Origin of the sequence: Asticcacaulis taihuensis, assembly GCF_900100255.1 — a bacterium.
GTDB classification, from domain to species: domain Bacteria; phylum Pseudomonadota; class Alphaproteobacteria; order Caulobacterales; family Caulobacteraceae; genus Asticcacaulis; species Asticcacaulis taihuensis.
The window spans coordinates 1-23434 of sequence record NZ_FMTS01000002.1; the positions used below are offsets into that span (position 1 = coordinate 1).

Genomic DNA, 23434 nt, shown 5'->3' on the forward strand with positions numbered 1-23434 from the left:
TCGACCACCCTGTCGGACCTTGGTGGCCTTGATATTCTCGTCAACAATGCCGGCATGATCCGCCGCGCCGACAGCGTCGATTTCACCGAAGCCGACTGGGACGCCGTGATCGACCTGAACCTGAAAAGCGCCTTCTTCCTGGCGCAAGCCTGCGGCCGACATATGATCGCGCAAGGGTCCGGCAAGATCATCAATATCGCCTCGATGCTCTCGTTCCAGGGCGGCATCCGCGTGCCCTCCTACACCGCCTCGAAATCGGGCATTGCCGGCATTACCAAGCTGCTGGCCAATGAGTGGGCGGCGAAGGGCGTCAATGTCAATGCCATCGCGCCGGGCTACATGGCCACCGACAACACCGCCGCCCTGCAGGCCGACGAAGCCCGCAACCGCTCGATCCTGGAACGCATCCCCGCCGGCCGCTGGGGCCACCCTTCGGACATGGCCGGCGCCGCCGTCTTCCTCGCCTCCGCCGCCTCCGATTATGTCAACGGCATCATACTCCCCGTGGATGGCGGATGGCTGGCGCGGTAAATTTACATCAGGGAGACGCTCATGACCTGGAGACGTTATATCCTGTCGTCGCTGGCCGCTATGGCCGTTTCCCTGACAGCCGTTCCTGCCAATGCCCACGAGGCCGTGCTGTTAAGTTCAGAGCAAAAAACCTCCGGACCGGCCGTGTAGCCAAAACCGGAGGGCGTTGATTGACCTGCCCCCACAAATGCCGGGCCTGCAGCACCTAGGCAAGAGCAGTGCCGACTTGTAAGAAATGGCGCCTATCCATAAATGCCCTCGCCCAATCGGCGGTATGGGTGAAGCCAACAAAACGGTCGACATGCACCAGCCATTCACGGTGACCTCGCCGACATCCTGTTGTGGGTTGCAGACCGGGGCCGGCAAACAAAAACCCCCTCGGCATCTGCCTCGGGGGTCTGTGTGGCTTCTGGTGAACTTGGTAAAATCACCTCACTCGAAAGTGCGATGGCTTTGGTTGCGGGGGCCAGATTTGAACTGACGACCTTCAGGTTATGAGCCTGACGAGCTACCGGGTGATACAATATCATCTTTTTGATTTTATTTATTTATTTTTACACAATAATAAACAACAATATTTGGTGTGCCAAAAAACGTGCCAATCCGAAGCCAATTTCATCAACTTTTGGTGAATTTAAGCCGTGTGCGTATGAACGTCCTACGATCGTAAACATCACCCGCTTTCATATTTAAACAAATCGCTTCAAGCGAGGTGCGCCCCTAAGTTTAGCCAATCGCCAAGCCCCAAAATAATGAAGACTATGAACAGGGCGATGAGACCGACGAAGATCAAAAACACCATCCCTAAGGCTGCACCTATCGTGAGCGCTACGTGGGTCATAGCCTGTCGTTTCGATTCGGCCTCCCCCTTGTTCAGCGCAACAAGGAGAAAGACGCCGACGTACAGTAACGGTGATAATCCGATAATTACGAGGCCGATGATACCAGAATACATCATCGCCGACATAATTAACGGATAAAAGACAAATCCAACGACCAGTGCACCCCAGAGCCATGGGGCAAACCGAAAGGCGCTATTGGGCGGGTTATTTGGATGTATCTCATTGCTGTTCACGGCATGGGACCTAAAGACAATTCAGTTTGCGGCAACTATATGCCGGAAGGACAAGGCTTATCGACCGCTCGGGGATCGCAGACACCGACATTGAGATAAAGCTCAACCGCTCGCTTTCTGTCTGCATAGGAATAAATGAACTACCTCCAAGGCAATCCGACTTTTTGTCCGCATCCCCCACCCACCCCTTTTATCCAATGAGCGTAACGAAACCCCAGAACAGATTGCAGATATATAAGCGATCCACTTCACATACCCATCTTAGCACTTGCCCACAGTTGGCTCAGCTCCATAAAAACACCCGGTCCGCCGCAACTCGTCGTCGCTTGAAGATCAGGAATTCCCGAGTTCAATTTCGCCGCACACGCATCTGTAGCCGCGACCTCTGCCCCCGGCACATCGCTTTTCGGCAAGTTGATAATCGCGGTACGCCCAGGCTTGCCATTTATTCCAGGAATGTACTGAGTGATCGGGGCGGTGGTTGTGGACCTGAGTGCCCTGCCCCGCCACTGCGACGCCGAAACCAGGCTGAGTGGCTTGCCGCGCAATCCATACTGGTAAAGGATGGATAAACTGAGCTGCGCTCTGGCATTGCCCTTCTCTGCTCTAGATTCAATATCTGCCACTGGCGACGTCAGCGCATCCCGCAAAATATATTGCGGTGCGGGCGCACCCACCGGCGGAACGATGGCGCATGAGATCAAGCCGAGGGCGGCGATAGCCGGCAATAAACCTAATTTTCTTATGAGCTTTGATACTCGGATCATTGTGCACTCCCAGTTGTTCCCGGCGCGGGCATAATGCGGCTTTCAGTGGCAATTTCGGGCGTTAAACGAGACGCTGACGCGATGGAGGCCATCCGGGCATCCAGGCTTTTCGCCGGCTGATCGATCCGAACTGTTGCCACATGACCAACACCCAGGCGGTCTGTCCGGGCGACAAGCCCTTCCCAGGGCACATCGCCCTTTTCCTTGACATCGCGCAGGTTCTTCGACGGGTCATAGAGCTCCAGCCCGACCAGAAGGGCCCGAGCCTCCAGATAGCCTATCTGCCGCAACAGGGTTGCCTCAGCGACATAGGCGTCATGGCGAGAATTGATCTGAGATAACTCTGCATCCCGCAAATTTTGCTCGGCCACCAATAGATCGAGCGTCGACCTCTGCCCGTAACGAAATTCCTCATTCATGCCGAGTGCTGCGAGCTGCGCGGCCTTGAGTTGGCGCTCCTGAACTAACATGTTCTGGCGAGCGGCAGCGATATTATTCCAGGCCAGGATCACATTCTGCATGACCTGCCGGCGCGCGGCTTCGATCCGCAGACGATCGCCGGCATTGCGATCCAGGGCTTCCCGATAGCTGGATTGGTTGACGCCGCCACTGAACAAGGGTTTGCTGACGTTGATCGTAACCGTCCAGGCCTGATCCTGATTATCGATGTAATAAGGGACGAGTTCACCGGTCACGCCGTATGAGGTGCGCACTGATACGCTGAGCGACTTGCTCGCTTTGGCGACCTCAATCTGCTTTTGGCTTTCCCGTTCGTTGAAGCGGGCCTGCGATAGTTCGGGGCTACTGTCCTCCGACCGGTCAAATGCGTCATCCAGACTTGCCGGCATGAGCGGCAGATCAGGCAAAGCTTCCAAGGTTCCTGGATTTTTTCCGACCAGGGCCGCATACGCCGCTCGACTGGCCTGGAGTTGCACATGGGCGTAGGTTATCTGCGCCTGTGCGGCCTCTAGCTGGGCATCGGCCTGGGCAACGTCGGTCGCTGTCACTTCTCCCGCCACCTTACGCGCCTGAGTCATTTCCAACTGACGCTCAAGCGATTTCAAATTGGCGAGACGCACATCCAACGCTTCTTCATCCCGAAGGACGTCAGCATAGGTGGTGACTACCTGTAGGAGCAAATCTCCTTCGAGGCTCCGCAGGGCCTCACGCCCCGCCTGGACCCGAAACGCCGCCGCGTCTATGCCGCTACTCGCCCGGCCGCCACTGTAAAGCAACTGTTCCACAACCAGCCTGACGTCAGACTGGTTCGTATCGAGATGGCGACCTACGGTGGGGTCCGCCACCAAACGCAACGACTGGGTAGTGTTCCCGGCCCGGCTGCCGACGTACTCTCCGGAGAACTGTAGTTCGGCCGCCGGACGTATGCCGGCGCGCGCCCTCGCGTACGCTTCATCGAGTGCCTTCAGGTCGTAGCGTTGGCTTTGCAGAGTCGGGTTCGATTGATAGGCCTGGACAAGGGCGTCAACAAGTGTGTCTGCTTGCGAAGCACCCGTCGTAAGGCCGCTCAACATTGCCGACAGGCAAAGTACATGAAAGGGCTTTACCATGCGTACCGCTCGAACGCCTCGTCGGAAGAACACCCATTATATCGCGCCGCTGCAAGGGCTTCATCAAATCCCTTGAGGTTAAACCGCTTGGGCGCAGACCTCTCACTCGTTCTGATCGTGACGACGCTGGCGCCGACAAGATCAGCGACCGGGATCAATACGATGCCCCCGGTCGGATTTTCCAGGCTGCCGTCAGCACCGCCCACCTGTGCGGCCACCAGGCGAGGATAGAGATCGTTCGCCCGTCGCGCGGGCTGCCCATCGACGCGATACCAGGCATTCAGCGTTGTCTCGTTCGGATCCAACTCGAAACCCAGAGTGTTCTGCGAATAGGTGATCCGCCCTTGCGTAAGAGTCCGCATGGAGAAGAGATGGCAGCGCACCTGACCTGTGAAGCCGTCCTTTTGGATCGTCATCATCCAGCCTTTAAGCTGGTAGGTTTTCTGACGAACCTTGTCGTATGCCTTCTGCAAGCTTGCCGGGGAAGGCTCGGCCAGCCTTGGCTTCAGCCAACTCAACTGAGTGGGCCAATCGAAAGCCATCAGGCCCAGGCCCATTGTCACTGTAGCCAGGATGCCAGCCGTTTTGAGGGACAGGCGCATGATCAGTTCGGTTGCGCCGGCGAATAGCTGGAGACAACGCGCAGGCCGGTTTCATCGATGCGATGGAACTTGAATGGCCCGCCACGAAACACCGATGCCGACAGGTCGGCCAGAATTTCATCGACGGCGCCGAACGGCGAAACCAGTTCGATCAGCCAGGGCCGGTCGCCGTTCTGCCATTCATCCGGGCGCAGCTTATTTCCACCGGCTTCCAGACGCGCTTCAGTGTCGGCATTGACGAAAGCCCAGAAGGCAACGGCGGCCGGACTGTTCGGGCCATTCCAGATACGGAATTGCTCCAGCAAAATAGCCGGCATGGCGAACCATTCCAGATCCCCGATAAACAACTGCTTATGAACCGGCGATTGGGTCATAAGCCAGGTAATTTCACCGAGCGCTTGCGCTACGGTCTTTTTGGGGGTGTCCCCGATCGTCTTTGCCTCGTCGGCCATATCGTACTCCAGAATAAGAAGGATGCGCCAACATAGGTCGACACATCCTGAAACGCTTTTACTTTAGGCGACCAGAGCTGCGCCCGCATCTTGCGACACGCCACGTACACCGCTCGACGCGGCCAGCGGTTGCTCGATGTTGGGTGTTCCGCGTTGCCAAATGGCGGCCTCGCCACCGGCGCTGCTGCCGAAACCCGCCATGGATTGCAGCAGGATAAGCTGCTGGCGGGTCAGAGTATCATCAACGATGCCGCCCTCCGGACCCGATCCAACCGCCGTAACCGTTGGTCCGTACATAGAGGCCATAAGCGCCCCCAGGGACGTCACACCATTGGCAACATCGAGGGTTTGCTGACGCCACCAGGCGTTGTCGAGACCGTTAGCCGCCGCCGTGTTTACCACGCCGCCGATCGGTTCGCTAGCAGTCAGCGGGACGCCGAGTTCGGAAGTGATGCCTGCGCCATTGGCTTGCACGCTCGGAACTTGAGCACTACTGTTGCCGCCGGTTGACGAGGACGCACCCGAACCCGATAGGCTTTCACTAGCCAGATCCAAACCAGTACTTACCAGCGCGTCGGTTGCCTGTTCGGCCTGATCGAGCTGAACGGCGATCGTCTGCGCCGAACTCATCAAGCGGATCTTGTCGTCCACGGTTGTCGTTTGACCAGACAACCACGCCGCACGCTCGCTGTGGTTCATCTCCGCAATACGTTCGGCAACCTCGGCCGACACTTCGTCGGTGTCGGTGAAATCGACGCGCGCCTTGAGGCTGACCTCATCGTAGCTGGCAACGAGATCTTCCACCGCTGTCCGGCGCTGGCTGACCAGGGCAGCCTTCGCGGCCGTTTCCGGATCGTTCAACAGACGCCCTAAGGTACCATCTTCGTCGCGCGCACCCCACTCAGCCTGGTACGCGCCGGCATATAAGCCGTCCGTGCCAAGCACGTGCCTGGCCAGCGCAACGTCGTAGGCGTCTCCCCGGGCCCCGTCTGCCCAGATGAAGCTCATTGTGTTCTGGACGTAGTTATCGATCACGGTGCCCGGCGTATAGCCGGTCGCCGTGCCGTTGAGGTCGATACCGATAATGCCGGCTTCGGTCAGCGTCCGCAGTTCCCGGGCCGTAGAGCGGCCATTTTGGTTCAGGTCCTGCCAGACGAGGATCTTGTCGAAGTTTTCATCGCTGGCATTGAGAATACCGTCACCATTGGTATCCCAGGTCTTGAGACCTTCGAGGTCGCTGGTGGCGCCTTCCTTATCCTGAGCGAACGAGATTTCCGACAGCTTGTTGATCGCACCATCTCCATCGCGATCGACCGCCAGGAAGGCATCTGCTGCTGAGGCCCAGCCGAGCCGCGACAACCCGCCCTGGGCCGTCTTGACAATAATATCACTATCTTCGACGGCGGTCAGGTTGAGACCATCACCGCCCAGATCCAGTACGATCGGATAAGTATCGCCATATTGCCAGGTAGTTTGCACTGTCCAATCGATGTTCAGCTTGGTCAGGTCCATAGTTGTCCCGCCGACCTGAACATATTCGATTGTGTTCAGGGTCGTGGAGTAGACGGTCGTCTGATCGTTGCCATCAACGACTTTGTACTGAACGCCACCATTGACGATCTTGATGCGCTCACTCACCTGATCGGCGGTCAGAGCCGTGTTTGTTTTGTCCTTGAGGCCGATGTAAAGATCATTGCCCACAACCTTGAAAACTACATCATCCGCCGCAACCGTGCTGCCGAAGACAATCGTATCGTCGCCGCCGCTGTCTGTAATGGTATCGATGCCGTCGCCTCTATCATAAGCATACTGGTCGTCACCAACGGAAGCGGTAAGCGTATCGTTGCCCGTGCCACCGATGAAGATATTGCCCTTGCTCTCCGATGATGTCCCGGAGCCCGTGAGCACGTCATTGCCTTCAAAGCCCTGAACCAGATCCGCCTGGTCCGCCCAGCCGTTGAGCGCGTCATTATAGCCTGTCGCGCCACTCGGCTGATAGGTGATGTTGCTGACATCCAGGGAACTCTGGCCATTGAAGCTGATGGTCTTTAGCCGGTTGTTGCCCAGGTCCGCGAAATTGGCGCTGAAGCGGATGATATCGCTAGTGCCTCGGATACCGACATCAAAGAAGCCGCTGCTTCCGCCTGAGGTTGGATTGTACATGTCGGAGACGGTGATGTTCGCGCCGAGCACTACGGTGTTATTGTCGGCATTGGTTTCTGTAACCGTATCAGAACCATCTCCGCGACCGAAATAATAGGTATCGGCACCCGCGCCGCCAGAAAGGAAATCGTTGCCTGCCCCCCCCTCGAAAGACTGAGCCCCCGCCCCGGCAGACAGGCTATCGTTGTAGTTCGAGCCGACGATGCTTTCGATGCTGATATAGGTGTGGCCTTGCGCCAGACCCGCTGACCCGGTGCCGGCAGTTGCTGTGTTGGCGGAATTGCTTATGGTGTAGCTGCCCAGATAGGCTGTTACACCACTTGTCGCTTCGGAATAATCGACGGTATCGTTGCCGGAACCGCCGTTATAGACGTCACCACCGGTCCAATACGTGATCTGGCGGGGACCGCCATATCCGGACCAATCATTGTAATCTGGAATCGTGACGGTGGTAGAAGTTCCACCTGCAGTAGCAATGATCCAATCATCGCCATCGAGGCCTTCGATTACATTGGTGCTGCTATCGCCTCGTAACTGATCGGACGCGTTTGAACCTCTTAGACTTTCGAACTCCGTGAATACGTCTCCCGCAGCGTCTCCACCAGATGTTTCGCCGGTCGCCATATTGACGTAAACACCTTCTGAGGAGTTCTCATAGCTGAGCACGTCTTTTCCCGCGCCACCATATAAAGTGTCGACGCCAGCACCGCCTTCAATAACATCATCGCCTGCCCGGCCGTAGAGTGTGTCATTTCCGGCGAGCCCACGAAGGACATTGTCACCTGTTGTCCCGTAAATCAGGTCACCGAACAATGAACCCGTCGCATTTTCGATGCTGTTGACATTCATGACAGACAACCATTGGCCGGTCGCCCAATTGTACAAATTGACGCTTCGAGAAGCCGCGTCAGCCAGGGTTAGATCTGAATTGCCATTCCAGTCCGCTGGGCGGTAGTCGATGTCGAAGCCGACGCCAACATCCAGGCGTTCAGCGCTCAACGTGTCACTACCATTGGGATCGCTATTGGTCGCCCAGAGCCCTCCAACATACCAATTGTTGCTATAGTCTTTTGCCATGAGAAACAGGTCATCGCCATTCCCGCCTACGAGCGAATCATAGCCGGCTCGTCCCACCATGGTGTCATTGCCATCGTCACCATAACCCCAGCCCCCCATGACGTAGTCATCGCCTGCTTCACCGTGAAGCTCGCCGCCACCGTTTGGGTTGATAAGAACGTCATTGCCGTCGCCCCCCCACATGATGTCGTAGCCGCCACTTCCCATCAGCCAGTCGGATCCGGTCCCCCCTGCCAGCGTATCATTACCGGCGCTTCCGATGAAAATATTGTCGCCGCCTGATTGCCATTGCAGGCTGCCGTTAACCGAAACTTGCCGCCAGTCATTAACGGTCACGCCTGTCGCCGACGCGCTCATATCGACAAAATCGCTGCTATTGCTGGTAACGCCGGAACTTGACGTCAGCCCCACCTGGGACACCTGATCGATAACCAGCTCGTCATCCCATCCGATCGACTGGGACAAGACGGTAAAGAAATCCTGGTGCGCATGCGAAGTATATGTGAGGCCGTTCTGAATGAACGACGCCGAGTTGTTTACGTATTCGTTCGATTCCGTAAAGCCTATAGCAACCTGGGCTCTGGAAGCGCCGTTATTTATTGTATCGACCCAGCTTTGGATTTCCGCATTGGTGGCACCACGGTTTTGCACTGTGGCGTATAATTGCACGACAAAATCCCAGTCGCTGAGGTTTGCTCCGACCCGATTAACAAATTCCTGGCTGGAAATGATCGAACTCGCGACATCCTCTAGCGTTGCTTCGCCGAGTTGAATGTAATTCGTATAGTCGGTCAGACCGTAACCATCAGGAGCCCGATCCAACAACCCCTGATAAAGACGATAGACTTTCGCCGCCGCACTATATGGATCGGTCGTAGTGACAACTTTATCAAGTCCAATACGCATGCCCCCGCCGGTGACGGCATTGACGTGCACATCTTCAAAATGGACTTTACTATTGACGTTAGCGACTCCAAAACTATCCAAAAACCCAGCGAGACCGCCGTAGAAGTCCGAGGTGGCAAATTGATCAAGTTTGAGCTCTCCCGCCCTTTGCAAGGTAATGATCCAAGGGTTAACAGCCGCCTGCGCACTAAGCGCGCTTATGACCGCGTCAATAGTAACCTTATTTTGGGCGTAGGTATTCGCATCAACCGTCGACAGAGTCCCCTCTTCAGTTGCCATCATCATGTCGATAAAGGCCTTATGGTCCTGATAATACTGCTTTTGCGCGGGCGCTAAAGTGTCGTATGCCTGAGAAAATAGCGCGTTAATTTCATCCTTGCTCAGTCCGTACACATTGTAGTCGGATGCAATCTTCAAATCACCAGCAAAAGTGGTGAGATCAGTCGCACCGGAAGTTAGCATCGCACGTTTTAGGAACAGATTGCCACCAACAACTTGCGTATTACGTGCAGCTGAAAGAACGCCGTATTCCACGGCATCGTCTGCCGAACTAACATTGTGAGTTATTCCATTAATTTTAACGTAGAGTTGAGAACCAGAGTGTCCGTATATCTGAGAGGTCAATGCTGACGAAACATTCGACACTATTGCATTTCGATCTCCATAGGTGATTTCCTGCAATAGACCATTCAGGATATCACGTGCACTGGTGGCCATTGACTGAACTAAATTAAGACTACCGTTTGCCGATACCCAAGCGCCAACCTCATATTTGGCAAATGGCAACTGAAGTGCTGTCTCCGCGCTCGCGGTTGGCATTTTAGGCTTCTTTTTTCCAAAAAGGTTGCCAATTAGTGCGCCTAAAACAAACCCAACAAACGAGCCAACTCCCGGCCATAACACGTTGCCCCAAGTACTCAATGAGCCAAGAAGTGATGTGCCTATCGAGATACCCGCATACGCGCCTACCGCTGCCCCAATTGACGAAAGCGCCACTGCGGCCTGCGTCTCCGGCGCCACCACCATCGCTCCGAGCTTCGCACCAAGAAATGATCCAAGAGCGTTGGCAGCCAGATTTACACCTGGAGAATAGTCGAATTGTTGAACCATTCCGAATGGCGTCAATTCAGCTACGCGGACTCCACTCCATAAATTTGTATTGTTCAGCGCATTTTCAATTACTTTGCCCAATACACTTGAAGATCCTGAAACAATCAGATCACTAGCAAACCCATTCAATCCCAGGCCATGCGCTAAATCGGCCATCAAAATCGAACTGATTGTTCCTGAAGCAGCACTCTTCATTCGAGCCCAAACCTCCGGATTGAAGCTCGCTTGCGCAACGACCTCCCCGGTAGCTTGATCAATGGTCTGTACAATATTCCCGTTGGGATTTCCTGCTAGCGCAGAACCGATCCTCTCACCAATCTCTCCGAAAAGAGAGGAATATACAATACCGCCAATTGCGTTTCCATTTGCCAGGATGTTTCCTAAGCTCGAACCGACGATTGAGCCAACTTGCGCGTACGCCATAAAATCTTGTGTTTTGAGGAAGGCTTTAGCTATATCTTCATCTGATATAACTTCGCCCTGCGCTTTGCCGTCTACGAAAATATCAACGGCATCGGCATTGTCTGCGTTGCTCGCTGCTTTTCTAAGTATCGCAGCTCGAATTTTATCTGCAGCTCGCTCCATGAAGACTTGCTGGCTAACAACATAATATCTGACGCTTGGATCGGTCCCTAAATAATAGAGTCGTCCACCGTCATTGAAGAGCTCAACCGTGGACGGCATGCCCGCAGATGAAGCGTAATAACCCTGCCTGACTTGCGTTTCACCGGGCAAGGTATACTGAATATCGGCATCCCCTCTATATGCCATTCTAAGGTTTGCTGCTAACAAAAATTCTGTCCGATAGCCGGGATCTGCAATTATATTTGCATTGGTCGCTAAACTAACGTCAATTTCACCATGAGTTGCTTGACTTTGCCAAACATGCGACCCGTATGCGGTGTGAATTATTTCATGCGCAAGCGTCATCATTTCCCAAGAACCCTCCCGTCCAGGATTCCCGTTAAAATTTACCGCCCCAGCCTCACTTAGCTGATTAATTGCGATGACACCGTCGATGCCATAGACATTCTTGGGTGTTCCATCTGGATTGCGAACAGTTGGAGTGAACCCTCCCGCAGAACTGCCATCCGTCTGTGTAGTCAAACGGAATTTGTAGCCATTTACCTCACTTAAAGCCAGAGATACCGATGAGCTTAATGCCGCAATACGGTTAAGCATATTGGCCCAAGACTGAACTACACTTCGGGTCCCGTTCACTACAAAATGAACTGTAGTATTTGTTGAAGTATCCACATAAACTATTGTACGACCATCTTCTTGGACGGTAAACCCCATGACAAATCTCCGATTTCGATTATTTTTAATGGTATTTTATTGGCGAAAGAGCTTCTTCATCAAATCCGTTGACGATGGCCTCAATTCTATTAGATGGGTCTAATGTATCGCCACAATAAAAATCTATGTTGTCGAGCACGCTGTAAATTTCCGGAACTCTCGACAATTCCTTTTGAGATATTGGATCGCGCACTTTTACAGCCACCGCGCCTTGCAAGGTATGCTTCACTCGTTCTTTGTTCCCACACGAAAAGCCGACAGCATTTTCGCTAACAATAATATCTGCTAAAGCTGCAACTGGATCTCCTTTAGCAGCCCAATGCCTTAAATTACTGGGCGAATATAGATAAATAACGCAATTGATCGCAATTGCCGATTGTAGCCTTCCCTTTACTAGCCGATGTCGGTACGCATCGAGTTCAAAATCACTTGGTGAGACATTGGAGCCTCTATATTCGGGACAGATACTTGACGTAGCTAAACCACCAGGAAAAATGGAAGGAGGCTTCTCTAGAGAGAGGCGCTGCTTTGACTGACCGGGCATTCCGGCATTACCCGCCCGACTTATGCTTGGTTTTTGACACGACGAAATACAAAGCAACGTGGTGAAAATTGCCATGAGCCTAAAAATGCGCATTAGCGCTCCCTTCCCGCTTCATTCACGGCTTTGGAAACCGGAGACCAAATATAGCTGATTACGCGGCGTTTACCGGTAACGATCTCCGCCGATACGCTCATACCGGAGAAGAGCTGCCGAACTACTCCTTCAACTTTGAACTGCGATTGTGACAACTTAATTCGTACAGGGAACACCAGACCGCGCTTTTCATCCACGATCGCATCCGGTGAAATCTCTGTCACGGTACCTTCAATGGTGCCATAACGCGTGAACGGATACGCCTCCAGTTTCACAACAACCGGCGCCCCGACATGTACAAAGCCGACATCCTTATTCAGCATCAGGGCCTCGACCACGAGCGCTTCACCGTCGGGAACGAGGGTCACAATGGGCTTCCCGGACTCGACAACTTCGCCAAGCGTTGTGACCGCCACCGACTGAATGGTCCCCGAGACAGGGGAAGACAGGGTCTGGAGCTTCAGCTTCTGATCTGCCTTATTGAAGTTATCAGCGCGCGTCGCGGTCAAGCCCTCGGCTTCACTACGCTCCTGCGCCGCCTGGGTGATAAACTGCTCACGCATTTCGGCAGCGTCGCGGTTCAAGGAGGCGACCTGCGCCCGCGCCTCATCCAGGCGAGCGCGTTGCGACACAATGTCCTGCTCGACGGTGACGATTTGCTGCTGGAGTTGCAGCACCTTCTGCCGGGCGCCGAAGCCCTTGGCCTCCAGAACCGTCTGGTCATCGAGCTGGCTTTTCAGGATGGGAAGCGTGCGTTCCTGCTTGACGATTTCAGCACTGGCCGATCGGGCAGACGCCTCCGCCCCTATCCGGCGTTCATCAATAGACCCGCGCTTGGCTTCATAGGCCGAGATACGGGCCGCCACCACTTGCCGTTCCGCCTGGATCGCTGACGGCGCGGCATCGGCCGGCGCATGGATTTCACTACTGCCGCCGCTCGCATACGACAACAGCGCGTTTGAACGGGCCAGGGTCAATCCAGCCGTCGTCAATTCCGTGGTAGCGCTTCGGGCATCGGCGCCAGCCTGGGTCGGATCCAGTTCGATCAGCACCTGCCCGGCTTTAACATGCTCGCCTTCCCGAACCGCGATGCTACGAACAAGGCCGGGCTCCAGAGCTTCCACGGAACGCAACCGCCCCGTCGGTACTAATCGCCCCTCGGCCACCGCGACCATTTCCACCTTGGCCAGGCACGACCAGGTCAGCGCAGTTACCGCAGAACCTATGATCAGCCACATCACGGCCCGCCCGTGCGGGGAAGGTGGCGTTTCAACGACTTCCAGGGCTGCTGGCAGGAACTGGGTTTCCACCAGTTTGTGGCCACGCAGCCGGCGACGTTCGGTTTCCGCCCTCCATGATTCCTTCAAGACATTGACGTGACGTGCCAGGCTCATGCATGGCCTCCCGGTTGCCCACCGCGCATCTGCGTCTTCCACAACTGCGCATACCGACCGTCCGCCGCCATCAAGGTCTCATGCGTCCCCGATTCGGTAATAAGGCCCGCCTCCATAGTGATAATGCGATGCGCGGTCCGTATCGCGGAAAGACGGTGGGCGATGATCAGCACGGTACGCCCCTGAACTATCGAGCGCATGTTCTGCTGGATAATCGCCTCAGATTCCGCATCCAGGGCCGACGTCGCTTCGTCCAGGATCAGGATACGCGGATTGGTAATGAGCGCACGCGCGATGGCGATCCGCTGACGCTGACCGCCTGATAAATTGGCACCGCGCTCCTCAATCAAGGTGTCGTAACCTTCGGGAAGCTCAAGAATGAAGTCGTGCGCGCCCGCCATCGACGCTGCGGCCATTACAGCCTCCATCGGCAAGGAGGGGTCAGCCAGCGCGATATTGTCGCGTACCGTGCGATTGAAGAGCAGGTTTTCCTGAAGGACCACACCTACCTGCCGGCGCAACCACGCTGGATCAACCTGGGCCAGATCCACACCATCGATCATGACACGGCCGCTTTCGGGGACGTAAAGGCGCTGAACGAGCTTCGTCAGCGTGGACTTGCCCGAACCAGACGGGCCCACAATGCCCAGCACTTCGCCCTGTTTGACATCAAGGCTGACCCGGCGAATGACTTCCTTGCCACCCGGCTTGTAACGGAAGGTCACATCATCGAAGGCGACCCGTCCCTCGATGCGCGGCAGAGCGGCTCTGGACGGCGAAAATTGGGTTTCTGTAGGGGTGTTGAGAATATCACCCAGGCGATCGATGCCGACACGCGCTTCCTGGAATTGCTGCCAAAGGCCCGCCAGTCGCAGCACGGGCTCAGCCACGCGGCCAGCTAGCATGTTAAACGCGACCAGTTCGCCCACCGTAATCTTGCCTGTCAGCGCGAGCTTGGCGCCAATAAACAGGATCAAAACGGTCGAGGCCTTATTAATCAGTTGGATCGCCTGTCCGCCCCAGATATTAAGACGGGCCGCCTTGAACCCGGAGGTCACGTAGGCGGATAGCAAACGCTCCCAGCGATTCTGCATCTGCGGTTCGACCGCCGCCGCTTTAAGCGTCTGAATGCCGGAGACGCTTTCGACCATGAAAGCCTGGCTTTCCGCGCCGCGGGCAAACCGCTCCTCGATACGCTTACGCAGCGGCGTCGTGATCAATGCGGCCGTAACCGCATAGAGTACAATGGCGATGACCACGATCAACATAAGCCATGGTGAATAAAACCACATCACCACGAGGAAGACGACTGTGAACAGGAGATCGATCACCAGCGTCACCGACGACGACGTCAGGAATTCCCGGATGGTATCAAGCTCTCTGACCCGTGCTATCGTGTCTCCTACCCGCCGGCTTTCAAAATAAGCGAGCGGCAGGGAGAGGACATGACGGTAGAGACGCGCACCGAGCTCGACATCAACGCGGCTGGTCGTATGGGTGAACAGACTGGATCGCAGACCGGAAAGCGCGGCTTCAAAGACAACCGTTAAGCCAAGACCGATGGCCAGAACATCCAGGGTGGTCAGCCCTTTGTGCACCAACACCTTGTCGATGACGACCTGGAATATCAATGGAGTCACCAGGGCAAACAACTGGAGTGTCAAAGACGCCGCGAGCACTTCTCCCAAAAGGCCACGGTATTTGACGAGCGCTGGAATGAACCAGGTAATGTCGAACCTGCTAAGCGAGGCCAGCTCCGACCGTGTGGTGATCAGGACCGCTTCGCCACCCCACATTTCTGATAGTTGGGCGTAACTAATGGCTTCCGGCGGCTTGCCTGCGCGTTGGATCAGGGCTTGGCCGTCATTTACACGGGCGAGGATGAAGAAAGACCCGACATAGTCTCGGCACACGATGGGGAGCGGTGCCCCAACCAACTTGTCTATTGCGATTTTGGCGATTTTGGCGCGCGCACCCAGCTTACGCGCCAGACGGACCAGATCACCCGATTCCGTGGGCTCGCCCTTACCCAGGGCATGGCGTAATTGCGGGATATCGGCGCTGATTTGGTGAAATCCAAGCAATAATGCGAGGCACTCCAATCCACCGTCGGAAACTTTATCCGCCCCCTCTGCCACTCACCCGCCTCCGAACTTCACGTTGAACGATACAACCGTGAAGAGGCATTTGTAAATAGCTTGAAATATTATAATACCATGACAGCGTTAATCGGTATTAGTATTATTTGACCTTGAATAATTTGAATATTTTCAACAATAACAATATTCTTGTCAAAATCCCAACGAAAGTGCTCACAACTTTGAATTTCAAAGTGAAAATAGTGTGGCGTTTCAAACAAGCAACCTTAATTTATGAGGATTTCCACGCCACTCGGGATGTCTGGGGAAAAGGAAATGGTTCTGACGCCGACTTCAACCCAGCGAGACAGATATTCAATTCAGGGTCTTCACGCTCGCTACCTTTCCAAATCCCGCTCTCGCGTTTTTGGCCTCAGATACCGGCTCGATGCGCCCACATCCCACGCAAAATCGCCGCGGGACCTGTCTATCCCACGCCTCATCGCAAATCCTTCCGGTCCCGGTCTCGGATAATCCAGAGTCGTCTCCTTCGCGCCCGACCGGCTGAGGGTTTTGATAAATGCGTCTCGATCCACAAACTGATCACGGCTGGCATACACAATCCCTCGGTCCCTGTGCCTCGTCATGCCCACATATGTAAGATGCCGGTCCATGGTATCCGACGCCAAGAGGAACGATCGATCTACGGTCGCGCCCTGCGTTTTGTGGATGGTGGTGGCATATCCATGATCAAACGCTTTGTACTTCGACGGATCGATCTCGACCTGGCCCTTGTTACCATCTAGCCTGACGGACAACCGGTCATGGTCCGTCCGTTCCACGGTCCCCAACATCCCGTTCTTCACGCCCATGTCCCGGCTGTTTTCCAGAAACACCAGGCGGTCACCTTTTACGAAGGTGCGGACACCGTCGTTCGTGTCATAGACCTGTTCGACAGTGTCCGCATTTCCGGCTCGCCTCACCGAAACCGGAAGCTTCCCTGATTCCTGAAGGGCCATGCGGATGTCAATATTGAGATGCCGGACATCGGCCCGCCGGTGCGCCATCGCGAGGCGTGACCCATTGGGATTGTCCTCCATGTCCTTCACATAGTCCCTGACGAGCGTCTGACGGGCATGGTCTTGTGTTTCGGCCATGGTGACGGCACCATGCTTTATGTACGCCTCAAGCGCCTCCTTCGTGCGATGCGAGGCGAACAGAATGGACGCCTCTCGTTGCCAGTCCTGACGCTGCCGGCGGACCTCCTGCAACTCGGCTGAGCCGACATGCTCAACGATCGATCGGAAGGCCGCACCGGCGCCGATCGCCTGGAGCTGTTCGTGGTCACCGACCAGTACCAGCTTGGCGCCGGATTGTTTTGCTTCTTCCACAAACTTCGCCATCTGCCTTGAACCGATCATGCCGGCTTCATCGATGACAAACACATCCTTCGATGTCAGTTTATCGCGGCCCTTCTTCCAGCCGTGCTCCCACGACGCCAGGGTGCGCGAGGCGATACCGGATGACTCCTCCAGTCCCTCCGCCGCCTTGCCGGCGAGTGCCGCGCCATGGACGCTGTATCCTTGCGCCTCCCAAGCCTCTCTGGCGGCCGTGAGCATGGTGCTCTTGCCGGCGCCGGCATAGCCGACAACGGCACTGATCTGGCGGCCGGCTGTCACGTAACGGATGGCGTAGACCTGTTCGGCACTCAGGCCCACATCCCTGATGCGTTCTCCGACCTGGTCTTGCGACAATCCCTTTTCAAAGATTTCCGCCTTCATGTCGGTGAGCTTGGCCCATATGAGCGCGTGGGTCTGCTTGCTGATCGCCGCATCGACATGGGAACGATCGGTCTTGTGGCTGCCGGTCTCGTTCATGCGCATCGCGGAGGTGATCATGCCGCTTTCCAGATCCACCATCTCCCGTGTCGAATATTTGGCCGGGGTCTGTGCATTTTGTTCAGTCAGTTGCACGAGCTGGTCTGACGTCATGACTTTTGTCAGCAGCGCCTGGAACTCTTGCGGGTCGTCATTGATATAGCGGTGAAGCGTCCTTGCCATATCCCATTTGTCGAACACGCTTTTCTCATTGGTGATCATGTCGAGCACGACCGCCGGGTTCTGCCGGATACGGGCGGCATTCCGACGAGCGGCTTCTGCCTCCACCCTCTGCCGCTCGACATCGATGCCGCGTTTGTCCATCTGCGTCGCGTGGACACCCATATGCCGGGTCGGCTCCAGTGACAGGCCGCGATCCTGATGCGAGCGGTGATCGATGCGGACTTCATGACCGGCCCTGACCAGATGCAGATTGGCCAGCTCCTCCCAGTCCAGACGCAGGGTCTTCAACTGCTGGTGCGAGGTCGGGAGGTTGTTATCGGCCAGCCAGCGGTTCTCCCGCTCCAGAAGCGTCTTGTCGCCTAAGCCGGCTTCTGTCACTTCACGGGTGGTAATCATGACGTGCGCATGATGGTTACGCACATCGGTGTCGTCATCCGGCGAATGGATGGCGAAGTCCACAGCGACCTTGTAACGATCGGCAAGCCCCTGAGCGAACTCACGGGTCAGGTCCAGACGCTCCTCTGGTGACAGTTCATGCGGCAGGGCAATCTCGAACTCCCGCGCCACACGGGCATCCTTGCGTCGTTCCGCGAACTCTGCGGCATTCCACAGGGCAGACCGGTCCTTTGCCCATTCGGCATCCACGCCTTCGGGCAGAACGATCTCGGTGTGCTCGATGCCGCCCTTACGTCGGAAGTCGTGTACCAGCCCGTCGCGCTCGTTCGTCAGGCAAGTGCCGGAACGATAGGCGGCCGCCGCCACGGCGCTACGGCCACTGCCACGGGCAATGGGCTTCATGCTCAGATGATAAATTGCCATGCCCTCCCTGCCCTTCCCTAAAGCGCCTGCGGCCGCCTTGAGTTGCCTGCAACTCGTAAGTGCGCCCTTGTGTGCTCTTCGCTTCGCTAGATCACACCCGGTGTGCCGCACATTGTCAGGCCATCAGAACAACATGATACCGCGCATTTGTCCACTTTTGCGAGAGCGTTTTGACCGCAATGATTCTTATGGTTGTATTTTTGCTTGACGGACGGTCTCTCCGGCGTAGTATTCAGATACCGCAACGGGAGGAGCTATCATGACACGCAAATCGATTGCTGAGCGTCTGGCGCAACTGGAAGCCCAGAAGAAGGCCCTGACTGCCCGCCTGAGCAAGCAGGAACGGGCACGCGATACCCGGCGCAAGGTGCTGCTGGGGGCGTTGGTTCTGCACCGCCTGGACGACCGGAGGGATGAAGCCATGGCCGCGCAACTGGAGGCCTGGCTCAGGCGCGAACTGCCGGGCTTTTTGTCACGTGACAGCGATGTAGCTTTGTTCGACGACCTGCTGCCGAATGGTGCAGGCGGAAACAGGCATGTCACATGACAATCAGTACCGGCCATTGCGGAGCGAGTCCGGGCGTCTTATACCGGTAAAGTATTTTAGGAATTTTCATGTCGCCTGACGCTCTCGACCATCTTCCGGATATCAAACGGCGCGAGCTTGAGCACGTGGTGAAAGTGCTGTTCGACACCTTCGATAATGCGACGAGGACAAAGCTCTCCGACAAGCGGAAGGCCGGCCGCATTCTGAAGGTCATTTTGTTCGGCTCATACGCCCGTGGCGGCTGGGTCGAGGATCGTCTGTCAGGCTATCGCTCGGACTACGACATTCTCGTTGTTGTCAGCGGTCATGAGTTCACTGACTTACAGGAATACTGGTCGGCGGCGGACGATACATTTGTGCGCGAATACACGCTCACCCATGAGCTGAAAACGCCAGTCAGTTTTATAGTTCACAGCCTCCAGGACGTGAATGACCAACTGGCCAGAGGGCGGCCGTTCTTCAGTGACATAGCCCGTGATGGCATTATGCTGTTTGAGGCCGAGGGGCACCCGCTGGCGAAGGCAAAAGCACTGTCCTCTGAAGAGATCAAGGCGGAGGCGAAAGGCTATTATGAGCAGTGGATGGCGAATGCAGAGAGGCGTTTAGAAACTTCTGGCTATCTTTTGAGCAGAGCACAAAACGATCAGCAATGGACAAAGGATGTCGCCTTCACCCTTCATCAGGTGACAGAAGCACTCTATCACTGCATCCTGCTGGTGTTCACTCTTTACAGCCCGAAGTCTCACCGCCTTAGCTTTCTGAGGGCACAGGCCGAAGGGCTGGATGAGCGCCTTCGCAATGTCTGGCCGGACGACAAATTTGCGCGGCGGTGTTTCGCAAAATTGCAACGCGCCTATGTCGAAGCGCGGTACTCAGCCGAATATGAAATTACGGGCGCAGAGCTGACCTGGTTGCAAGAACGCGTTAGTCTCTTGAGCGATAAGGCAAAGCAAATTTGCGAAGTGAAAATCGCATCATAATGCGGTATGGCGTAGGGCTTTCCTGGCTCAAATGGATACAGCAACAAGCCATTTGGTGGGTTCGTGAATTAGATTGTGACGGTATGAAACAATTGTCCCGCCATATGGTTGAACGTGATTTGGCGCGAGTTTTTTTTAACCCATCTGACGATTGCAAATTCGGCAAAAAATTCGGCCGCAACGCCCGTTCAAGTGCGCAGATTTCCACAATAGTTGTTTATTAAAGTGACGTATCAGGAAGCGGGGCGATTAGTGTTTCCGTCGCGTTACGCTCCACAGTCCTCTCAGATGCAGGCAACATAAATGCTTGAACCGGTTGCGTGACTCCTTATAGATCGGGTTATGGCGTCGAGTTTTGAGGACATTAAAGGCGATCCTACCCGGCAAGCTCTTGGGAGCTTGCAAGGTTATGCTTACCAAATATATGCCAGTACCAAAGCTTGGATTGAGCTAAAATCGAACGAGACTCTTTTCTTAGAAGTGGCTGAAGATTACGCGACTGCTGTAGGCCAGGCTATCAACAATGTTCAGGTCAAAAACACCGGAGCAAGTCTGACGCTCAACAGCGCTGGCGCACGAGCGGCCATCGAAAGCTTGGTAAAGCTGACAGCCCTCAATCCAAATAAATGCGTGAACCTACGATATTTAACAACCGCCCAGGAAGGAATTGAGCGGTCTCTAGTCGATAAAATTAATGGAATTGGCGGGATCGCTTATTGGCGCCGCGCTGCTCAGGGCGCCGATATCCAGCCGCTAAGAGCCAGATTGGAGGCAATGGCGCTGAACGAGGAAACGAAATCGTTCATCAACGTCCGTAGTGACGAAGAGCTGCGGGGCGAGCTTGTGCGCAGGCTGATATGGGATTGCGAACAGGTAGATTTAAGCGTGTTGATTATCGCGAAGAACTAACCCAGGAATCTCATCAGGAAGTGACCCACCTTTAAGGTATAACGCTGCGGGTCGTGGTGGGGTCAAGTCACAGTTTTCTCCCTCCTCGATTTTGCCGTTGCGGTGCTGGCCTTGAAGCGGAAGCTGTCGTTGCCGGTCTCTAGTATGTGGCAGTGGTGGGTGAGCCGGTCGAGCAGCGCCGTGGTCATCTTGGCATCGCCGAAGACACCGGCCCATTCACTGAAGCTGAGATTGGTCGTAATGACGACACTGGTCTGTTCGTAGAGCCGGCTAAGCATGTGGAACAATAAGGCGCCACCAGAGGCACTAAACGGCAGGTAACCCAGCTCATCCAGGACCACCATGTCGAGCTTCAGAAGTCGGTCTGCCATCTGTCCGACTTTGCCCTGAGCTTTTTCCTGTTCAAGCAGATTGACCAACTCGATCGTGGAGAAGAAGCGGATCTTCTTGCGATGGTGCTCAACCGCCTGAACGCCCAGGGCTGTTGCGATATGCGTTTTGCCGGTCCCGGGTCCACCGATAAGCACGACGTTTTGGGCGCCGTCCATAAACTCACAGCGGTGCAACTGTCGCACAAGGGCTTCGTTAATGTCGCTGGAAGCGAAGTCGTACGCGGACAGGTCCTTGTAGGCTGGCAAACGAGCCGACTTGATCTGATAGGCGATGGACCTGACTTCGCGTTCAGCGGTTTCCGCCTTCAGCAACTGGGACAAGATAGGGATTGCGGCTTCAAACGCAGGCGAGCCTTGCTCCGTCAGTTCAGTGACGGCCTGGGCCATGCCGTACATTTTCAGCGACCGCAGCATGATGACGATGGCCGCGCTGGCGGGATCATGACGCATGGCGACCCTCCATCCGCAGGGCGTCGTAGCGCTCAACATTGGCCAAGGGTTCTTGCGTAAGCCGCAGGGCCTGAGGCGCATCTATCGTGTCCGGCGGTGTTGTCCCATCGATCAGACGATGCAGCAGATTCAGGATATGGGTCTTTGTCGGCACGCCACCGGCCAGCGCCAGTTCGACTGCCTGTAAGACGACCTGTTCGTCATGTTGAAGGACCAGGGCCAGGATTTCGACCATTTCCCGATCACCGCCCAGGCGTTTAAGTAGGTGATGCTGCAGGCGCCGAAACGCCTCTGGTAGTTCTAGGAACGGTGCGCCGTTTCGCAACGCACCTGGCTTGCGTTGGATGACCGCCAGATAATGGCGCCAGTCGTAGATCGTGCGCCCCGGGCTATGGGAGCGATTGATTATCCTTTCATGTTCGCACAGGATTTGTCCCTCCGCGGCGACGACGATCCGCGTAGGGTAAACCCGCACACTGACAGGACGGTTGGCGAACGAAGCCGGCACGCTGTAACGGTTGCGCTCCATGTGCACCAGGCAGGTAGGCGTCACCCGCTTTGTGTGTTCGACGAAGCCATCAAACGGCCTGGAAGGCTCCATCAGGTACGGCTGCTCTTCCGCCCAGACATCATGGATTGTGCCGGGCAGTTCACCATGCGGGATTTCCTGCCAGTAGGCCATACAACGGTTTTCCAGCCAGGCATTCAGCGCCGCCAGGTCCGGGAAGCTCGGTATCGGCACCCATAAACGGTGGCGGGCGTCCTGGACATTCTTCTCGACCTGTCCCTTTTCCCAGCCGGAGGCCGGATTACAGAACTCGGCGTCGAACAGGTAATGACTGGCCATCGCCTGGAAGCGTAGGTTCACTTGCCGCGCCTTGCCCGCACCCACCTTGTCGACGGCGGTCCGCATATTGTCGTAGATTCCACGCCTCGGCACACCACCTAAGACCCGGAAGGCCTCGACATGGGCATCGAACAGCATCTCGTGGGTCTGAAGTGGATACGCCCGGACAATGAAGGCGCGACTGTGCGATAGCTTGAAGTGCGCCACCTGGAGTTTGGTCTTCTCGCCACCCAGGATCGCCCAGTCCTCGCTCCAGTCGAACTGGAAGGCTTCGCCAGCTTCAAAGGCTAGAGGCACGAATGTTCCGCGCCCACTCATCTGCTGCTCTCGCAACCGATTGGCTTTCCACTCCCTCGCGAAGGTGGCGACACGTGGGTACGATCCGTCATAACCCAGCACCACCAAGTCCGCGTAGAGCTGCTTGATCGTCCGTTTTTGCTTACGTGACTTGCCAGATTCGATCTTCAGCCAGTGGACCAGCTTGTCTGCATAAGCGTCCAACTTTGTCGGACGAGCCGCCGACTGGTACGTCGGCTCGACAACATCTGACCGAAGGTATTTGCGGATCGTATTCCGGGACAAACCGGTCCGCCGACATATCTCACGGATAGGTATCCGATCCCGAAAAGCCCAGCGCCTGATGACGCTCAATAATGCCATGTCTATCACTCCGAGGGCCCTCGCTGTTCGACAACGAGGGGAGTTTCACATGGGTCAATTCCTGATGATAATTAAGCCGCCAAATGGGTCAGTTTTCGGTGATATTCAACA

17 protein-coding genes are annotated in these 23434 nt (G+C 55.6%); 5 read left to right on the forward strand and 12 right to left on the reverse strand.

Features of this window, described 5'->3' with window-relative positions; all coding sequences use genetic code 11:
• A partial coding sequence (locus tag BLO49_RS06880; RefSeq protein ID WP_139159636.1) for an SDR family oxidoreductase occupies positions 1-531 on the forward strand: 531 nt, incomplete at its 5' end.
• Positions 532-552: 21 nt separating this feature from the next.
• Positions 553-681 carry a hypothetical protein gene (locus BLO49_RS18670; RefSeq protein WP_281187219.1) on the forward strand — a complete coding sequence of 43 codons (129 nt, stop codon included), beginning with the start codon at positions 553-555 and terminating at the stop codon, positions 679-681.
• A gap of 553 nt (positions 682-1234) precedes the next feature.
• Here the strand turns inward: BLO49_RS18670 and BLO49_RS06885 are convergent.
• The 10 genes from BLO49_RS06885 to traA all read right to left on the reverse strand — a co-directional run bounded on the left by BLO49_RS06885 (position 1235) and on the right by traA (position 18538).
• Positions 1235-1606, reverse strand: coding sequence for a hypothetical protein (locus BLO49_RS06885; RefSeq protein ID WP_139159637.1), 372 nt, complete (start codon positions 1604-1606; stop codon positions 1235-1237).
• Positions 1607-1854: 248 nt separating this feature from the next.
• Positions 1855-2373, reverse strand: coding sequence for a hypothetical protein (locus BLO49_RS06890; RefSeq protein WP_090646261.1), 519 nt, complete (start codon positions 2371-2373; stop codon positions 1855-1857).
• Positions 2370-3941 (reverse strand): TolC family outer membrane protein, encoded by a 1572-nt coding sequence (locus tag BLO49_RS06895; protein WP_245678917.1) that lies wholly within the window; start codon positions 3939-3941, stop codon positions 2370-2372. Before BLO49_RS06895 ends, BLO49_RS06890 begins: the two co-directional genes overlap by 4 nt.
• A complete protein-coding gene (locus BLO49_RS06900; protein ID WP_245678918.1) occupies positions 3935-4543 on the reverse strand; it encodes a hypothetical protein in 609 nt (202 codons plus the stop codon). The genes BLO49_RS06895 and BLO49_RS06900 overlap by 7 nt, the downstream gene beginning before the upstream one ends.
• Before the next feature lie 2 nt (positions 4544-4545).
• The gene (locus BLO49_RS06905) at positions 4546-4995 is read right to left on the reverse strand and encodes a toxin-activating lysine-acyltransferase (RefSeq protein ID WP_090646267.1); all 450 of its coding nucleotides are present in this window, start codon (positions 4993-4995) and stop codon (positions 4546-4548) included.
• Between the two features lie 63 nt (positions 4996-5058).
• Positions 5059-11550, reverse strand: a complete 6492-nt coding sequence (locus BLO49_RS06910) for a DUF4214 domain-containing protein (RefSeq protein ID WP_090646269.1) — start codon at positions 11548-11550, stop codon at positions 5059-5061.
• Positions 11551-11575: 25 nt separating this feature from the next.
• On the reverse strand, positions 11576-12187 hold the full coding sequence (locus BLO49_RS18145) for a hypothetical protein (RefSeq protein WP_170828244.1): 612 nt from the start codon (positions 12185-12187) through the stop codon (positions 11576-11578).
• A complete protein-coding gene (locus BLO49_RS06915) occupies positions 12187-13581 on the reverse strand; it encodes an HlyD family type I secretion periplasmic adaptor subunit (protein ID WP_090646272.1) in 1395 nt (464 codons plus the stop codon). The genes BLO49_RS18145 and BLO49_RS06915 overlap by 1 nt, the downstream gene beginning before the upstream one ends.
• Entirely contained in the window at positions 13578-15719 is a 2142-nt protein-coding gene (locus BLO49_RS06920; protein WP_170828245.1) for a type I secretion system permease/ATPase, read from the reverse strand. The genes BLO49_RS06915 and BLO49_RS06920 overlap by 4 nt, the downstream gene beginning before the upstream one ends.
• 338 nt (positions 15720-16057) lie before the next feature.
• A complete protein-coding gene (gene traA / locus BLO49_RS06925; RefSeq protein ID WP_090646277.1) occupies positions 16058-18538 on the reverse strand; it encodes a Ti-type conjugative transfer relaxase TraA in 2481 nt (826 codons plus the stop codon).
• A gap of 259 nt (positions 18539-18797) precedes the next feature.
• Between traA and BLO49_RS06930 the strand changes: the two genes are divergently transcribed.
• The 3 genes from BLO49_RS06930 to BLO49_RS06940 all read left to right on the forward strand — a co-directional run bounded on the left by BLO49_RS06930 (position 18798) and on the right by BLO49_RS06940 (position 20974).
• A complete protein-coding gene (locus tag BLO49_RS06930) occupies positions 18798-19085 on the forward strand; it encodes a mobilization protein (protein WP_090646280.1) in 288 nt (95 codons plus the stop codon).
• 68 nt (positions 19086-19153) lie between these two features.
• Complete coding sequence (locus BLO49_RS06935; RefSeq protein WP_090646282.1) at positions 19154-20065, forward strand: HEPN domain-containing protein; 912 nt, start codon at positions 19154-19156, stop codon at positions 20063-20065.
• A 342-nt stretch (positions 20066-20407) separates the two neighbouring features.
• The gene (locus BLO49_RS06940; RefSeq protein ID WP_090646285.1) at positions 20408-20974 is read left to right on the forward strand and encodes a hypothetical protein; all 567 of its coding nucleotides are present in this window, start codon (positions 20408-20410) and stop codon (positions 20972-20974) included.
• A gap of 62 nt (positions 20975-21036) precedes the next feature.
• On the opposite strand, the gene istB is transcribed toward BLO49_RS06940, so the two are convergent.
• Together istB and istA are read right to left on the reverse strand one after the other, a co-directional pair.
• Positions 21037-21816, reverse strand: a complete 780-nt coding sequence (gene istB, locus BLO49_RS06945; RefSeq protein ID WP_090646289.1) for an IS21-like element helper ATPase IstB — start codon at positions 21814-21816, stop codon at positions 21037-21039.
• On the reverse strand, positions 21806-23323 hold the full coding sequence (gene istA / locus BLO49_RS06950; protein WP_090646292.1) for an IS21 family transposase: 1518 nt from the start codon (positions 23321-23323) through the stop codon (positions 21806-21808). Before istA ends, istB begins: the two co-directional genes overlap by 11 nt.
• Positions 23324-23434: the final 111 nt, after the last annotated feature.

Coding starts and splice junctions, on each gene's coding strand:
- BLO49_RS18145 (WP_170828244.1), bottom strand. CDS start 12,187: ATGCGCATTTTTAGGCTCATGGCAATTTTCACCACGTTGCTTTGTATT.
- BLO49_RS18670 (WP_281187219.1), top strand. CDS start 553: ATGACCTGGAGACGTTATATCCTGTCGTCGCTGGCCGCTATGGCCGTT.
- traA (WP_090646277.1), bottom strand. CDS start 18,538: ATGGCAATTTATCATCTGAGCATGAAGCCCATTGCCCGTGGCAGTGGC.
- BLO49_RS06940 (WP_090646285.1), top strand. CDS start 20,408: ATGGCGTCGAGTTTTGAGGACATTAAAGGCGATCCTACCCGGCAAGCT.
- BLO49_RS06935 (WP_090646282.1), top strand. CDS start 19,154: ATGTCGCCTGACGCTCTCGACCATCTTCCGGATATCAAACGGCGCGAG.
- BLO49_RS06930 (WP_090646280.1), top strand. CDS start 18,798: ATGACACGCAAATCGATTGCTGAGCGTCTGGCGCAACTGGAAGCCCAG.
- BLO49_RS06915 (WP_090646272.1), bottom strand. CDS start 13,581: ATGAGCCTGGCACGTCACGTCAATGTCTTGAAGGAATCATGGAGGGCG.
- BLO49_RS06905 (WP_090646267.1), bottom strand. CDS start 4,995: ATGGCCGACGAGGCAAAGACGATCGGGGACACCCCCAAAAAGACCGTA.
- BLO49_RS06900 (WP_245678918.1), bottom strand. CDS start 4,543: ATGCGCCTGTCCCTCAAAACGGCTGGCATCCTGGCTACAGTGACAATG.
- BLO49_RS06910 (WP_090646269.1), bottom strand. CDS start 11,550: ATGGGGTTTACCGTCCAAGAAGATGGTCGTACAATAGTTTATGTGGAT.
- istB (WP_090646289.1), bottom strand. CDS start 21,816: ATGCGTCATGATCCCGCCAGCGCGGCCATCGTCATCATGCTGCGGTCG.
- istA (WP_090646292.1), bottom strand. CDS start 23,323: ATGGCATTATTGAGCGTCATCAGGCGCTGGGCTTTTCGGGATCGGATA.
- BLO49_RS06895 (WP_245678917.1), bottom strand. CDS start 3,941: ATGGTAAAGCCCTTTCATGTACTTTGCCTGTCGGCAATGTTGAGCGGC.
- BLO49_RS06890 (WP_090646261.1), bottom strand. CDS start 2,373: ATGATCCGAGTATCAAAGCTCATAAGAAAATTAGGTTTATTGCCGGCT.